Origin of the sequence: Chitinophaga filiformis, assembly GCF_900102545.1 — a bacterium.
GTDB classification, from domain to species: Bacteria; Bacteroidota; Bacteroidia; order Chitinophagales; family Chitinophagaceae; genus Chitinophaga; species Chitinophaga filiformis.
In genome coordinates, this window is record NZ_FNBN01000003.1 from 747,680 (window position 1) to 763,620 (window position 15,941).

At 46.0% G+C, this 15,941-nt stretch carries 8 protein-coding genes and 1 CRISPR repeat array (1 of these 9 cut by a window edge); all 8 genes read left to right on the top strand.

Translation table 11 applies throughout. The features are described from left to right. The first annotated feature begins 4 nt into the window (after positions 1-4). The 8 genes from BLR32_RS15245 to BLR32_RS34040 all read left to right on the top strand — a co-directional run bounded on the left by BLR32_RS15245 (position 5) and on the right by BLR32_RS34040 (position 14,438). Positions 5-1,468 (top strand): RagB/SusD family nutrient uptake outer membrane protein, encoded by a 1,464-nt coding sequence (locus BLR32_RS15245; RefSeq protein ID WP_089834175.1) that lies wholly within the window; start codon positions 5-7, stop codon positions 1,466-1,468. 28 nt (positions 1,469-1,496) lie between these two features. After that, positions 1,497-2,642 carry a family 43 glycosylhydrolase gene (locus BLR32_RS15250; protein WP_089833228.1) on the top strand — a complete coding sequence of 382 codons (1,146 nt, stop codon included), beginning with the start codon at positions 1,497-1,499 and terminating at the stop codon, positions 2,640-2,642. 2 nt (positions 2,643-2,644) lie between these two features. Then, positions 2,645-3,805 (top strand): hypothetical protein, encoded by a 1,161-nt coding sequence (locus BLR32_RS15255; protein WP_089833230.1) that lies wholly within the window; start codon positions 2,645-2,647, stop codon positions 3,803-3,805. After that, entirely contained in the window at positions 3,789-5,300 is a 1,512-nt protein-coding gene (locus BLR32_RS15260; protein ID WP_089833232.1) for a sulfatase family protein, read from the top strand. Before BLR32_RS15255 ends, BLR32_RS15260 begins: the two co-directional genes overlap by 17 nt. Then, complete coding sequence (locus BLR32_RS15265) at positions 5,297-6,982, top strand: arylsulfatase (RefSeq protein WP_089833235.1); 1,686 nt, start codon at positions 5,297-5,299, stop codon at positions 6,980-6,982. The genes BLR32_RS15260 and BLR32_RS15265 overlap by 4 nt, the downstream gene beginning before the upstream one ends. A gap of 4 nt (positions 6,983-6,986) precedes the next feature. Then, positions 6,987-8,048 carry a glycoside hydrolase family 2 TIM barrel-domain containing protein gene (locus BLR32_RS15270; RefSeq protein WP_089833237.1) on the top strand — a complete coding sequence of 354 codons (1,062 nt, stop codon included), beginning with the start codon at positions 6,987-6,989 and terminating at the stop codon, positions 8,046-8,048. Positions 8,049-8,099: 51 nt separating this feature from the next. After that, positions 8,100-12,098, top strand: coding sequence for a hybrid sensor histidine kinase/response regulator transcription factor (locus BLR32_RS15275; RefSeq protein WP_143011481.1), 3,999 nt, complete (start codon positions 8,100-8,102; stop codon positions 12,096-12,098). Positions 12,099-12,260: 162 nt separating this feature from the next. Beyond that, positions 12,261-14,438 (top strand): glycosyl hydrolase family 18 protein, encoded by a 2,178-nt coding sequence (locus tag BLR32_RS34040; protein ID WP_176842294.1) that lies wholly within the window; start codon positions 12,261-12,263, stop codon positions 14,436-14,438. A 516-nt stretch (positions 14,439-14,954) separates the two neighbouring features. Then, a CRISPR array of direct repeats spans positions 14,955-15,941; the repeat unit is 30 nt; unit sequence GTTTCAATTCCTCTATGGTACAATTCAGAC; it runs 953 nt beyond the window's last position.

Sequence of the window (15,941 nt, forward strand, 5' to 3'; positions counted from 1 at the left end):
TTTTATGCAAAAATTTATCATACTGTCTTTTATTATAGTTTCCCTGCTGGCTCAGACTGCATGTGAGAAAACGCTTGATGTGACGCCTCCGGGAGAGTTTGCGCCGGGCAACGTGTTGACAACAGAGAAGGGCATCCGCTCTGTATTATTCTCTTCCTATGCAGGTATACAAAATCCAACACCTTCACGTTACCTGATCAACAACTCAGAAGTAACTACAGATGTAGGTTATAACACCGGTGGTGCAGAGAACCTGACCCTGGTACAGCTGATCAATTTTACCTGGGATGCTTCCCTGGGTACTTTGCAGGCGGATGTGTGGGCGCCCACCTATCGTGCTGTTCGCGATGCGAATATTGTACTGGAGAATATCGCTAATGTAAATACAACGGATGCAAACCGGAAGATATATGCTGCTGAGGCAAGGTTTCTGCGGGCATATGCTTACTACCTGCTATACAAATGGTTTGGCCCTGTTCCGCTGCGTACTTCCACAGCTTCTGAGGCCAGCCTTGCAAGAGCGACGGATGAACAGATGAAGACTTTTATTGAAACAGAACTGACAAGCGCTATCGCCGATCTGCCGGAACCCGGCAAGGAAGAAGCCTTTGCAAGAGCCAATAAAGGTATGGCCTGGAGTGTACTGGCAAAATTCTATCTCAATACCCGGCAATGGCAAGAGGCTGCTGATGCCTGTCAGCAGGTGATTGGCTTCAACTACTATCAACTGTTCCCTGTATACGAGAATATGTTCAGGGTGGAAAATGAGGGGAACAAGGAGATGATCATGGTACAGCCCTGCAGGAACCAGGACGGTTTTGGAAACTGGTATACAGCAGGTGCGCTGCCACCGGGCTTTAAAACGTCAGATCAGATCCCTGAATATGTATGGGTAAATTCCATGGCCAACTTCGCTACGCAATACAGGATGCGTTCTTCATTCACCAATACATTCGATACGATCAATGACCATAGGTCAAAGCTGCTGATACGTCACTATGTGAATACAAGCAACCAATGGGTAAACCTGCTGTCTACGCCAGATAACGTGAGAAGCCTGAAATACTGGGATAATGCGACCGTGGGTAATCATAGTGGAAACGATGTACCTGTGATCAGGTATGCAGATATATTGCTGAGTCGTGCAGAGGCACTGAATGAGTTAAGCGGTCCTACACAGGATGCGCTGGATCTGATCAACCAGGTGAGAAAGAGAGCGGGCATTGCCGACCTGACTTCGATGGAGGCTACCAGTAAAGAGGTATTCAGAGACCTGATCCTCCGTGAAAGAGCCTGGGAGTTTTACAGTGAAGGACTGAGAAGGGAAGACCTCCTGCGTCATGATAAATTTATTTCACTGGCGAAAGCGAGGGGCGTTACTGTTGCTGCTGACAAACACAAGCTGTTCCCAATACCACAGACGGAAATAGATGCTAATCCGGCATGTAAGCAGAATCCGGATTATTAATAGTAGTAAGCTAAAGGAAGTATTATAAATGATTAAATTAAGACTTGCAATTGTGGGACTGGCATGCCTGATTGCGTATTCATCCTATGGACAATCCGGTCAATACAGTAACCCGGCAGCACCTGTAGGTAACCCGGTGCTGACAGTACCTTCATCTGTAGTGCCTGTGATGGATCAGTGGATGCGCGATACTTATGTGATGACAGGCCCGGACGGATATTATTACATGACTGGTACAACTGCAACACCTGGCCGTTCGTTTCCTGGCGGTCGGGTACATTGCTGGGATTACAACGATGGTCTGTATCTGTGGCGATCAAAAGATCTGCAGCAATGGGAGCCGATGGGCCTCATCTGGAGCTTTGACAGGGATGCTGCGAAATGGCAGCAAAAAGGAAAGCCACTGGAGCCGGGTGCTATGTCGCCCAACAAAGACCGGCTGGACTCTTTCTATCGCGCTGTATGGGCGCCGGAGCTGCATTACATCAGCAGTAAGAATAAGTGGTTGTTAGTGGCCTGTATGAATGGTGGCGCCGGTTCTTTTGTGCTGGAGAGTGTTTCAGGTAAACCAGAGGGGCCATACAAAAATATTAAAGGAAATAAGCAGCAAGCGATATTTCCGAATATTGATCTCAGCCTCTTTGAGGATAATAAAGGCCAGGTATACCTGATAGGGCATAATCACTTTATCGCCAGGATGAAAGATGATCTAAGTGATGTTGCTGAGCCGTTCCGGAAGCTGATAGAAACACCTTATAACCCGGACCCATATATAGAAGGTGTTTTCATCACGAAACATAATGACAGGTATCAGTTGCTGCAAACGGTCTGGTCTGTTAAAAAAGCAGATGGTACTTTTTCATATCTGCGGAATGATAAGAACAGGCAGGATTCTTTATACAGCTATGATGTAGTAGTGGCAGAAGCGGATAATATTTATGGCCCTTACGGCCCCCGTTATGCGGCTATTTTACAGGGAGGGCATAACAATGTATTTAAAGACAAAAATGGTCAGTGGTGGTCCACCATCTTCTTTAACCCAAGAGGGATTATGGGCACAAAGTTTACCGTAACCTGCAGACCCGGCCTTGTGCCGGTAAAGTGGGTGGATGGTAAACTAAGACCCGACCCTGAACGTGCGGCCAGCTTTTATGCGACTTTAAAATCAAATTAATCATGATCAGGAAAATATTTACGGCTATAATTGCAATGCTTCCTGCTGTGGTGTATGCGCAGGAAATAGGCGCTAACTTTAACCATGATCCGGAGATCATCGATCTTGCATATCTGAAGAAAACGCCTGTGGAATGGATCCGTACTACTCCTTACATCTTTCAGTATATACAGGGGGAGAAGGATCCTGCTACGGAACCAGGATTGCAGAAAGTGATCGATGCCAGGAAGGCTGGTTATAAAGTAGCTTTTGGTTTCCGCTGGGATTTTAAGAAGTATAAGTTGCGGATACCTCAGCCTGGCTCTGTGGAGGAGAAAAAGTATTTTGCAACAGCTACTGCCATACTGGATCGTGTAGGTGCTTACATAGATCTGTTTAAGTTGGGTAATGAGCCCAATCTTGAAACCATGGAACCGGATCTGCAGGTGAATGCAGAAGGAGTAGTACCATTGGTACGATTCATGGAGAGATTATTGAATGAAGTGGTGGAACCTTATTACAAGCAGCATCCGAAGCTTAACCGCCCTGACGTCTATGTCGGCTCATTACCTGCTCTTTTTGAAAAGGAACAACAGCAGAAGCCAGGTGTAACAGGATTGATAAAGCTGGCGCAGGAAAATAGCCGCATTAAAGGACTGGCTATTCATCTGCACATCAGCGACTCTCTTGATATGGATAATGCTTTCCGGTTTGTTCGCGCTATCATGCCACACAAGCCTATTATTGTGCCCGAGTACTCTCTCTTCCGCCTGTATAATAGCCATGTATCAGATGAACTGGGTAGCAGTGAGGCTGGTATTAACTTCGCCAGTAAGTATCATTATCCACCTGGTATGAAGTTGTATGAGTGGTACAGCAAAGCCAATACGCAGAGGGTGAGCGCTGACGAATGGGCTGATCTGTTTGCTTCACGTCCCTGGTTTCCGCCACATTTTATGCAGACGTATTACAGGTACTTTCAGCAATATGGCGTGGTGCTGGCAACGTACGGATATCTTAGCCAGTCCGCACCTGCGAAGGTAGGTCCGGGTACTGCAATATGGTTTGTCAATCCGATATTTCCTATGAAAAGTCTGCTACCACAGGCAGACGGGTCCTATACTCCCAATCCTTTATGGTTTAATGACTTTATAGATATTGTTAGTCATGGAAAGAAAAAATAAAGGTTATATCATCCTGCTGCTGATTACACTTTTTGCTGCAGGATGGAGAGATGTAGCGGCACAGTCAAGGCCTAACATCATTATCTTATATGCCGATGATCTGGGTTATGGTGATGTAGGATGTTATGGCGCATCGGCTGTTAAGACGCCTAACATTGACCATCTGGCAGCCAGAGGAATACGGTTTACGGACGCACATTGCTCCGCGGCTACCTGTACTCCCTCAAGGGTTTCGCTGCTCACAGGCATATATGCTTTCAGAAGGAAGGCGGCCGTGCTACCGGGAGATGCGCCGCTGCTGATTCAACCGGGTACTGTTACATTGCCTGGTATGTTACAGCAGGCGGGGTATGCAACGGCGGTGATAGGCAAATGGCATTTGGGATTAGGTAATGGTGTGATTGACTGGAACGGGCATATAACACCGGGGCCAAATGAGCTTGGGTTTGACTACTCTTTTATCATTCCTGCTACAACAGACCGGGTACCGACTGTATTCGTGGAGAATGGCAGGGTGCCTAACCTTGACACTAGTGATCCTATTGCTGTGAGTTACGCCGGAAAGATCGGTGATGAACCTACAGGGCTATCGGATCCGCAGTTGTTGAAACAGCGGGCGGATACGCAGCATAGCAATACTATTGTCAACGGTATCAGCAGGATCGGCTTTATGACGGGCGGGAAGCGTGCCCGGTGGGTGGACGAAGAGATTCCGATGGTGCTGAATGGAAAGGCAAAGGATTTTATTATTCAGCACAAAAGCCAGCCATTTTTTCTTTACTATCCTTTTCCTAATATACATGTGCCCCGTGCGCCAAACAGGAAATTTGCAGGCACTACAAAGCTGGGCCCTCGTGGAGATGTGATTGTGGAGATGGACTGGATGGTGGGAGAGGTTACACACCTACTGGACTCATTGGGAATAGCAGAAAATACGTTGATTATATTTAGCAGTGATAACGGTCCTGTGCTGGATGACGGTTATGAAGATCATGCCGTGAAACTCAACAACGGTCATCAGCCTGCAGGAATATTCAGAGGCGGGAAATACAGCGCGTTTGAAGCTGGTACCCGCGTGTCTACCATTACCTATTGGCCGGGCACTATAAAACCCGGTGTTTCGGCTGCTTTATGTTCACAGGTGGATTTACTGGCTTCCCTGGCTGCATTGACAGGTAGGCAGCTGCCGGCAGGCGCTGCACAGGATAGTCGTAATGAGCTGGATGTATGGCTGGGTAGGTTAAAGCAGGGCCGGCAATATTTGCTGGAAGAGTCTTATACACTTTCTCTCCGCAAGGGCACGTGGAAGTACATTGCTCCACAGGAACAGCCGGTACCTGAATGGCTGAAGAATAAGAAAATTGAACCGGGCCTGGAGCAGGTGCCGCAGTTATATGATCTGCAGCGGGATCCCCGCGAAGCGCATAATGTGGCGGATCAGCATCCGGAAATTGTAAAAGCATTGAAAGCAGAACTGGAAAAAATAAAACTATGAAAGCGCTGACTGTATTTTTATCATTGATCCTTTTATCATCCTGTGCGGGAAGTCGTAAGAACAACAAAACCCCGGGTAAGGACGAGCGGCCCAATATTGTGCTGATACTGGCAGATGATCTGGGTTATTCTGATATTGGCTGTTATGGTGGCGAGATACAAACGCCTAACCTGGATTACCTCGCAGCAAATGGTTTGCGCTTCAGGCGTTTCTATAATACTTCGCGTTGCTGTCCGACGAGAGCCTCACTGCTGACCGGCTTATACAACCAGCAGGCAGGTATCGGCGAAATGACAACAGAAAGAAGTGAGCCGGGTTATCGCGGTTATATCACGGAGAATACGGTAACGCTGGCAGAGGTGTTGAAGGACGCAGGCTATCATACCGCGATGTCCGGCAAGTGGCATGTGTCCAATACCGTTGAGCAGTCATCACCGGAGGCACAGTTAAAGTGGCTGAATCATCAGGCATCCCATCCTTATTTCTCACCAGTGGAGCAATACCCGGTGAACAGAGGCTTTGAGCGATACTATGGCAACATCTTCGGGGTAGTGGATTATTTTGATCCTTTCAGTCTGGTGAACGGCACTACACCTGTCGACAAGGTCCCTGAAGGTTATTATCATACAGATGCTATCAATGATACTGCTGTCAGCTATATCAGAACGCTCAGTAAAGAAGATAAACCCTTTTTCCTCTATGTAGCGCAAACTGCACCGCACTGGCCTTTGCAGGCATTGCCGGAAGATATAAAGAAATATGAGCACACTTACGAGGCTGGCTGGGATGCCATCCGCGAAGCCCGTTATAAGAAGATGGTGGCGCAGGGGTTGATCAATCCGACAACTACACCTTTGTCCCCACGGATCAATAAGGCATTGAGCTGGGAACAGAATCCGGACAAGGCGTGGGATGCGAGAGCGATGGCTGTGCATGCAGCAATGATAGACAGGATGGACCAGGGTATTGGCCGCATCATTCAGGCATTGCGTGAAGCTGGTAAGCTTGACAATACGATCATCGTGTTTCTGAGCGACAATGGTGCAAGTCCGGAAAACTGTATGCGGTATGGGCCGGGCTTTGATCGCCCCGGACAAACCAGAGACGGAAAAGAGATACACTATCCTGTGAAAAAGGATGTACTACCCGGCCCTCAGACCACTTTTGCTTCTATCGGTGAAAGATGGGCCAATGTGGCGAATACGCCTTATCAATATGCCAAGGCACAGTCTTACGAAGGAGGGGTGCGTACGCCGATGATCGTATACTGGCCAAAAGGGCTTAAGGAGAAAGGTGGATTTACGGACCACATGGGACATGTGATGGATTTTATGCCCACGTTCCTGCAGGTGGCAAAAGCACATTATCCCGCAACTTACAAGGGGCATAACATCACACCTTATACTGGTGTGAGCCTGTTACCAACATTCGAAGGTAAAGAACGCCAGGAGCATGATGCATTGTATAACGAGCATTTTAACGCACGTTATGTACGTGAAGGCGAATGGAAACTGGTATCGTTGGCCGGCGATACTACCTGGCGTCTATACCGGATCAACCAGGATGAGACAGAACTGAATAATGTAGCTGCTCGATATCCTGATATAGTATCCAAAATGGCCGCTCAATGGAGGCAATGGGCCAATACACACAATGTTTTTCCTAAACCCGGTAAAAAGTAAAGCTATGTTTACAAGACGAGTAATGATGCTGATGGCCTGTGGCCTGTTAATTGTCACTATGGCTACAGCGCAGGACAAAAAATGGTCCGCCGAAAAGGCAAACGAATGGTATGCTAAGCAGGGATGGCTGAGGGGAAGTAATTTCCAGCCGTCTACCGCCATCAACCAGTTAGAAATGTTCCAGGCTGAAACATTTGATACGGCTACTATTAACCGTGAATTGGGCTGGGCGGAAAACCTGGGTTTGAACCTGATGAGAGTTTATCTGCATCACCTGGCCTGGGAAGCAGACAAGGCGGGATTTAAGAAACGATTAGATACTTACCTGGCTATCTCTTCAAAGCACCACATCAAAACCCTGTTCGTATTTTTTGATGATTGCTGGAATGATACGGCCTGGCTGGGAAAACAGCCTGCACCAAAAACAGGCGTGCATAATTCAGGCTGGGTAAGAGACCCCGGCACGATGATATACACTCATCCTGATACAATGAAAGTGCTGGAGGCATATGTAAAAGATGTGCTGACCACTTTCAAGAACGATGACCGCATCCTGCTGTGGGACCTTTACAACGAACCCGGCAATAACAAACAGTTCGGTAAAAGCATGCCTTTGTTGCAAAACGTATTCCGGTGGGCATGGGAAGTAAGGCCCTCACAGCCAGTATCTGCGGGTGTCTGGAACGATAGCGCACCATTTAAAGACCTGAACAGATTTCAGCTGGAGAACTCGGATGTGATCACCTACCACAATTATTCGTACATTGACGACCACCGTCATACTATCGATACATTGAGAAAGTATGGCAGGCCGCTGATCTGCACGGAGTATATGGCCAGAAGGAACGGCAGTTTGTTCCAGCTGATCATGCCGATGCTGAAAGCAGAAAATATAGGCGCTATTAACTGGGGATTCGTAAGCGGAAAAACCAATACGATCTATGCATGGGACACTCCAATGCCAGACGGAAAAGAACCGCAGTTATGGTTCCATGATATTTACAGAAAAGATGGAACGCCTTTCAGTAAAGAGGAAGAGGCCTTTATTAAAAAGCTATGTAAATAGTGTATTCATGTGAGGTTCCATAAAGGGAACGAAAAGGACAAATATTCGTGGATGAAGAGAGTGATTTTTTACTGTTTGATATTCCTGTACTTTCAGAGCAAGGGGCAGCTGATACGCTTCCGGAATTATTCGGTGGCGGAAGGGCTGCCCTCGAGCACTGTGCGTGCTATTGCACAGGACGACCAGGGATATCTCTGGTTTGGTACCAAGAACGGGATCAGTCGTTTTGATGGGTATCAGTTTAAGAACTTTCAGTATAAAAAGAACGATTCAACTTCCCTCGGCAATAACTTTATACATTGTATTACCCGCATAGACAGTACACACCTGTGGCTAGGAACTGAGAACGGCGTTTATACCCTTGACCTGGAGAAAGAGCAGTTCTCTCATTTTGGTCCACCGAAGAGGGAGAGTGTTTTTGATATCATACGGGATAAGGATGGCATAGTATGGTTCACATCGCGGCTGAGTGGTCTGTTCAGCTATGATCCTGTGAAAAAGTCCCTGCGTAATTTCAAAGCAAGCAACTCAGGGCTGTCCAGTGACCAGGTTACCCGTATGGCGCAGGATGACGACGGGAATATCTGGATCGGCTCATATGGGAACGGTATAGATGTTTATAACCCGACAACCGGATCCTTCACTAACCTGCGTTCGGATAACAGCGGTCTGAGTAATGATTTCATCAATGCGATCTACAAAGGAAGGGACGGTGTAATGTGGGTAGGTACTATGAATGGTGGCTTGTGCAAATGGCAGCCGCAGCAAAAGACTTTCCGCGTTTATCGCAATGACGGCAGTCCTAATTCTATTAATGATGATATTGTACGGGCCTTGTGCCAGGTTTCTCCCGACAAGATATATGTAGGCACTGAGAAAGGATTGAATGTGCTGGATATTGCGACTGACAGGTTTACGGTGTATACTAACCATGGCAATGATCCCTTCAGCATCAGTGACAACGCTATTTATTCTTTATTCCCTGATAAGGCGGGCACGATGTGGGTGGGCACTTTCTTCGGAGGAGCCAGTTACTTTAATGAGAAAGGGCCTGCTTTTGAGCTGTATTATCCGACAGGAGATCCACATGCGTTGTCTGGTCGTGCGGTGAGCTGTTTCCTGGAAGATGGTCCGGGGAAATTGTGGGTAGGTACAGAAGATGGAGGACTTCAGTATTTCAATACTGTTACACACACCTTTCAGCAGTATCCTTTTCTGCCTGGTCAGCAGAAGCTATCGTATCATAACATTCATACACTGGTGAGAGACAAAGCGGGCAAGATCTGGATCGGATTATTTGCCGGAGGTGTGAATGTACTTGATCCTACGACAGGCAAGGTGGAATATTTTCAGCATCAGCCGGATAATATTCATTCGCTAAACAGCAATAACGTTTTCTGCATTTACCAGGACAACGACAACAGGATATGGATAGGAACAGACAAGGGACTGGATCTGTATGACGCCGGACGTCGTGATTTTACAAGAGTACTGCAGGAGGGCGTAAGCAATACGATCATCTATGACATTTATGAAGATAAAAATAAGACCTTATGGTTTGCTACGTATAATGACGGCCTGATATTCTACAATAAGAAAACCGAACAGTGGGACAGGGTAACAGCTGATGGCATGAACAAGCTGACCTGTCTGTATGATGATCACCAGGGCAACCTGTGGATGGGTTCAGATGGTGGTGGACTGCATAGATATAACTTCAGTACAAAGCAGGTAGAGCCTTACAATGATAAAGCGGGTATTAATGCGAACGTGGTGTATGGTATCCGGCAGGATGATGCAGGGCTCATGTGGGTCACTACGAATAATGGTATTTACAGTATAGACCCTGCAAAGGGGAAAACGAGGCACTTTACGCCGCAGGACAATCTGCAAAGCCGGCAATTCAATTACAGGGCATTCTATAAAATGTCTGACGGTAAGTTATTTGCCGGTGGTATCAAGGGTTTTAATGCTTTTTATCCTGAGAAGGTTTCTACAGCTACTGATAAGATCCGTGTATCTTTCACCAACTTCCAGTTATTCAACAGGAATGTACCTATATCTGAAGATGGTACATTGCCAAAGCAGATCAATTACACCAATAAGCTGGTACTAAAGCATGATCAGTCGGTCATCAGTTTTGAGTTTGCAGCCCTCAATTTCAGTGCGCCTGAGAAGCTGAGTTATGCGTATAAGATGGAAGGCTTTGATCCGGACTGGAACTATGTAGGTGACCAGCGGAAAGCTACGTATACTAATTTGTCGCCCGGCACTTATACATTCAGGGTAAAAGCCACGGCGGAAAAGAGCAACTGGGATGTGCCTGAATCCACTATGAAGCTGATCATACGACCACCATTCTACCGGACTACGCTGGCGTATATCATTTTTACCCTGCTGGCGCTGGCGGTGGCGTACTGCATATATCGGTATTCCTCCAATCGTATCCGAAGGCAAAACCAGATCAAAATAGAGCGCCTGAAGAATAAGGAAGAGCAGGAGTTTTATGCAAGAAAAATTGAATTCTTTACGGTCATGGCGCATGAGATAAGGACACCTTTATCGCTGATCATTGCGCCATTGGAGAAACTGCTTGCTATGAACAAATGGCAGCATGAAGAAAAAGAACAGCTGGCTATTATGGATGAGAATGCGGAGCGATTGATGGACCTGGTGAATCAGCTGCTTGATTTCCGGAGGATAGAGAGTGATGCGTATGAGATTCGAAAAGAGGAAGTAGAAATTATATCGCTGGTACAGTCTATTTATTCCCGCTTTTCTTCACTGCCTTACCAGAAGGATATTGAGTTCACCATGAGTACTCGGGTGAGCAGGTTATCGTTACATGCAGATCCTGAAGTATTGAATAAGATACTGAGTAATCTCCTCATTAATGCATTCAAATTTGCAAAGAAGAAGGTAAACATCACTGTTTTTGATATGGCAGGTGCTGAAGGCGAAGACCCGCGGCTCTGTATCAGTGTGGAGGATGACGGCATTGGTATTCCTGCTGCTGATATGAAGAACATTTTTAAGCAGTTCTTTACCATGGCGAGGGAGAGCCAGGAGTACCGGAATCCGGGCGCAGGTATAGGTCTGGCGTTGGCTAGCTCGCTGGCTGAAAAGCACGGTGGTAAGCTGTTGGTGGAAAGCAGGGAAGGGGAGAAGACTATTTTCACATTGGAACTGCCAGTCACAGCACAGCGGCCATCACTCCCTGAGCGCAGTTATGAGGAAAGGATCATCGACGAAGAAAGGCCATTGATCCTGGTGGTAGAAGACGACGCAGCTATACAATCGTTCCTTGCTGACAGTTTTCATGAAAACGGGTATAATGTTGTGAAGGCGGCTAATGGTAAAGCCGCTCTGCAACTGATAGAGGAACATTCCATTGACCTGGTGATCTCTGATATCATGATGGCAGAGATGGATGGTCTGGAGTTATGTCACGAGGTGAAAACGAATATTGAGTACAGTCATATTCCTTTTGTGCTGCTTACAGCGAGAGGTAACAGCGAGTCAGAATTAAAGGGAATAGAGGCAGGCGCCGATGCTTATATCATGAAACCGTTCAAATGGAAGCACATTGCAGCGGTAGTCAAGAACCTGATCGCTTCCCGGGAGAAGCTGCGCCTGAAATTCTCCGAGCAGCCCAACAGTGATGTGAGTGTACTGGCTACCAATAGCAGGGATAAAGCGTTTATGGAAAAGGTGGTGAGTATTATTGAAGAGCGGATCATTGATCCGCAGCTTTCTGTGGAAGAGTTGAGCCGGGATATGGCGATGAGCCGTTCCAACCTGCATAAGAAACTGAAGTCGCTCTCAGGCTATGTGCCTAATGAGCTCATAAAGCTGGTGAGGCTGAAGCATGCTGGAAGGCTGCTGCAGGTGGGTGAGCATACGGTGACGGAAGTGGCTTATATGACTGGGTTTAGTTCTCCGTCGTATTTCTCGAAGTGTTTTTTACAACAGTTTAAGGTAACGCCGAAGGAGTATGCTGATAATAAAACGAAACTGGGTGCGCAGGATGTGGATGATCTGATTAAGTAGTAACTTGTCCCGGATATTATTTTTTTACCCCAATGATGGTACTATCCTGTTACCAACACGACTTCCTATAGATATCCTATTAATAACCATTAGCTATCCTTGAAAATTGCTTAAGCTACGACTGTGTAGACTATTGAGCATAAGTCCTTAAAACCCAAATCAATGAGAACACAACAATGGATCAGAGCAGGCGTGATGTCCTGTGCTTTCCTGATGATGTCTTTATTTTCCTTCGCACAATTTAAGGTGATCGGTTACATGCCCTCCTGGTCAGGGGATGTAAATGCTGTGCAATACAGTAAACTTACTCACATTAACTATGCGTTTGTCCTACCTACTGCTACAGGCGGTTTGCAGGGTGTTGACAATCCTTCAAAACTGCAAAGCCTTGTTTCGCTGGCGCATGCCAATGGCGTTAAAGTGCTGATCTCCATTGGTGGCTGGAACAATGGTGATGACAGTGGATTTGAATCATTGGCGGGGAACAGTAGTTACCGTACTAATTTCACCACGAGCGTTATGAATTTTGTGAATCAGTATAACCTGGATGGTGCTGATATTGACTGGGAGTATCCGGATCCGGGAGCTTCTGCCAATAATTATACTGCCCTGATGACTCAGTTGGCTACTGCTTTACATGCACAAGGCAAACTGTTGACTGCAGCGGTAGTAGGTACTGGTGGTGAAGGAGTATCCAGCGCTGTATTCTCTCAGGTAGATTTTCTGAACCTGATGGCTTATGACTATAACAACTATGATCACTCTACCTATGCCTATGCATCACAATCTATATCTTATTGGAAAGGTAGAGGATTACCTGCCAACAAGACCGTACTGGGTGTTCCTTTTTATGGTCGTCCGAGCTGGGAGAGCTATGCTGCATTGATAGCAAGAGGCGCCAGTCCGTATTCCGATACTTATAGTGGTGTTGGTTACAATGGTATCACTACTATTAAAAGTAAGACTGACCTGGCCTGGGATCAGGGTGGCGGTATTATGATGTGGGAACTTTCCCAGGATGCTGTTGGTACTTATTCCCTGCTTTCTGCTATTCACGATGAAGTGGTTATAAAAGGCGGTGGCAATGGAGGTAATAAAGCGCCAGTGGTGAATATTACTTCTCCTGCAGGAGGTGCCGCCTTTAATGCACCTGCTTCTGTTACTATTACTGCTTCAGCTTCTGATCCGGATGGTTCAGTTACTAAAGTGGAATTTTATAATGGCGGTGTTAAGCTGGGAGAAGCTACTTCCAGTCCTTATTCCTATACATGGACAAATGTAGGGGCAGGTAATTATACGCTGAGTGCAAAGGCTACCGATAATGCAGGAGCAGTTACTACGTCTTCAACAGTGGCTATTGTGGTAAATGGTACCGGTGGTGGTAATTGTGACGGCATTGCTGCATGGTCAGCTTCGGCAGTGTATACAGCAAACATGCAGGTTGTTTACAATAGCAAAATATATACTGCTAAATGGTGGACACAGAATGAACAACCTGACACACATGCTGGCGACGGACAGGTGTGGAAATATGAAAGAAATTGTGGTGGTACGAATCCTGGTAATACCTCCCCGGTGGTAAGTATTACTTCTCCTGCGGGCGGTGCTTCATTTACAGCTCCTGCTTCAGTGACTATTACTGCTTCTGCAAGTGATGCAGATGGTAGTATTGCTAAGGTGGCATTTTACAATGGTAGTACTAAACTGGGTGAATCAAGCAGTGCGCCTTATTCTTATACCTGGACTAATGTTGCTGCAGGAAGTTATACACTTACGGCGATTGCTACAGATAATGGTGGTGCGACTACTACCAGTGGTGGAGTATCTATCTCTGTGAATGGAACAGGAGGAACAGGTAACTGTGCCGGTGTACCTGCTTATGCACCATATCCTGCGGTATATAACATGGGAGATAAGGTTGTGTATAATGGAAATCTCTATGAATCACTTTCCAACGGGCTGTATAACGTTACGCCAGGAACTGCTGATTATTGGTGGAAGCCATTGGGTGCTTGCTCCGGTAGTGCAAAACTGGCGGTGGCGAATATGACATCTGTTAGTCCTACTCCAGCGGTTAAAGCACTGGTTGTTTATCCGAACCCAGTGACTGGTTCAACTGTGCAGATTCAGGTGAATGCAGCGGCTGCTGAGAAGATTTATGTAGAGGTATGGGGTATTAAAGGTGATAGGCCTGTGTTGCGTAAGCAGTATGTTGGTAGTGCGAAAGGTCAGCAGGTGATCAGTGTTGATATTAGTGAGGTGCCAAAGGGTACCTGGATTATAAAGACAGTTAATGCGGCTGGTACGCGTAAAGAAAGTGCGAAAATAGTTCGCATGTAGTTTTAAATAAGTGAAATGAAATGATGAAGGCCGTCTCGGGGTGAGGCGGCCTTTCCTCGTGCGCAGTTCCTGTGAGGTGCAATTAATCAGAGCATGACACATCGAAGGTTGCAGCAGCTTGGTTGTTTCAATTCCGTACGGTACAATTCAAACAGTAAATAAAGCCCTACTAACGGAAATAATAGCACAGTTTCAATTCCCCTACGGGTACAATTTATACTCCGAATATCGCGTGCTCTTTTAAGGCCTATCAGCGGTTTCAATTTCTCTGAGGCACAATTGAGAGATAGCGCAATCTGCTATGCCTGTTTTCATAGCGTAAATGTATCAATTCCTCTACGGTACAATTCAAATTATTTTGACCGGCCACTAAACTGATTTATACGATATTTCAATTCTCTACGGTGCAATTTAAACACTCTGGATCTATAACAAAAGACGTGTAACCTTTGTTTCAATTCCTTTGGGTACAATTCAGACAAACACCACCACGCGGGCTTACAACCTCGATGTGAAGTTTCAATTCCTATATAGTACAATTGAGATATTACACAAATGCTACCGAAGGGTTAATTGCTGTTGCGTTTCAATTCCTATATGGTACAATTCAGAAGATAGCCATTGATAAATACCGTTTATTGCCGTAGCCTTTCAATTCCTATACGGTACAAATCAGACGGGATATTGAACTCAGTATACAGGTAATCATCACCAATCTTTCAATTCCTATATAGTACAATTCAAACAAATTGGTCTATAAATGTCCTGGCCATGTTTTCTTTCTTTCAATTTCTATATGATACAATTCAGATGACTGCCGTCTCTCATGGTCTGCATTACGGTATCTTCTTTCAATTCCTCCATGGTACAATTCAGACTGTTCTACCTTATCCGCTATCCACGCATAGTCCACCGTTTCAATTCCTCTATGGTACAATTCAGACAGTAATATAACAGATCAGTGTTTGACGCTGTTTCTCGTTTCAATTCCTCTATGGTACAATTCAGACTAATCGGCGATCCGCGCATTAGCGAGATAGTGATCGGTTTCAATTCCTCTATGGTACGATTCAGACCTTTAAAGAATCCAGCAACACCGCTTTCCGGGTTGGGTTTCAATTCCTCTATGGTACAATTCAGACCAGTATTATCCATGTCTTCCATCAAATTATCATCAAAGTTTCAATTCCTCTATGGTACAATTCAGACTGCTGTTGCAGCTCAATCGGCATCATTCAATATCAGGTTTCAATTCCTCTATGGTACAATTCAGACCGGTTAAGGATGAACTGGCAGCCGTATTCGAACTCGTTTCAATTCCTCTATGGTACAATTCAGACCAGTAGGGATCAATCAGGCAATCAAGGTAATGTTTGTTTCAATTCCTCTATGGTACAATTCAGACCTTACCGAGAAAGGTCTTAAATGCCGCCAGGCTGGGTTTCAATTCCTCCATGGTACAATTCAGACAAAGACTTTAATAGATAATGCCTCACCAACTAC

What these genes read in the sequence shown, in the direction of transcription:
- BLR32_RS15250 (WP_089833228.1), top strand. Translation starts at nt 1,497, where the DNA reads ATGATTAAATTAAGACTTGCAATTGTGGGACTGGCATGCCTGATTGCG.
- BLR32_RS15270 (WP_089833237.1), top strand. Translation starts at nt 6,987, where the DNA reads ATGTTTACAAGACGAGTAATGATGCTGATGGCCTGTGGCCTGTTAATT.
- BLR32_RS15265 (WP_089833235.1), top strand. Translation starts at nt 5,297, where the DNA reads ATGAAAGCGCTGACTGTATTTTTATCATTGATCCTTTTATCATCCTGT.
- BLR32_RS15275 (WP_143011481.1), top strand. Translation starts at nt 8,100, where the DNA reads ATGAAGAGAGTGATTTTTTACTGTTTGATATTCCTGTACTTTCAGAGC.
- BLR32_RS15255 (WP_089833230.1), top strand. Translation starts at nt 2,645, where the DNA reads ATGATCAGGAAAATATTTACGGCTATAATTGCAATGCTTCCTGCTGTG.
- BLR32_RS15260 (WP_089833232.1), top strand. Translation starts at nt 3,789, where the DNA reads ATGGAAAGAAAAAATAAAGGTTATATCATCCTGCTGCTGATTACACTT.
- BLR32_RS15245 (WP_089834175.1), top strand. Translation starts at nt 5, where the DNA reads ATGCAAAAATTTATCATACTGTCTTTTATTATAGTTTCCCTGCTGGCT.
- BLR32_RS34040 (WP_176842294.1), top strand. Translation starts at nt 12,261, where the DNA reads ATGAGAACACAACAATGGATCAGAGCAGGCGTGATGTCCTGTGCTTTC.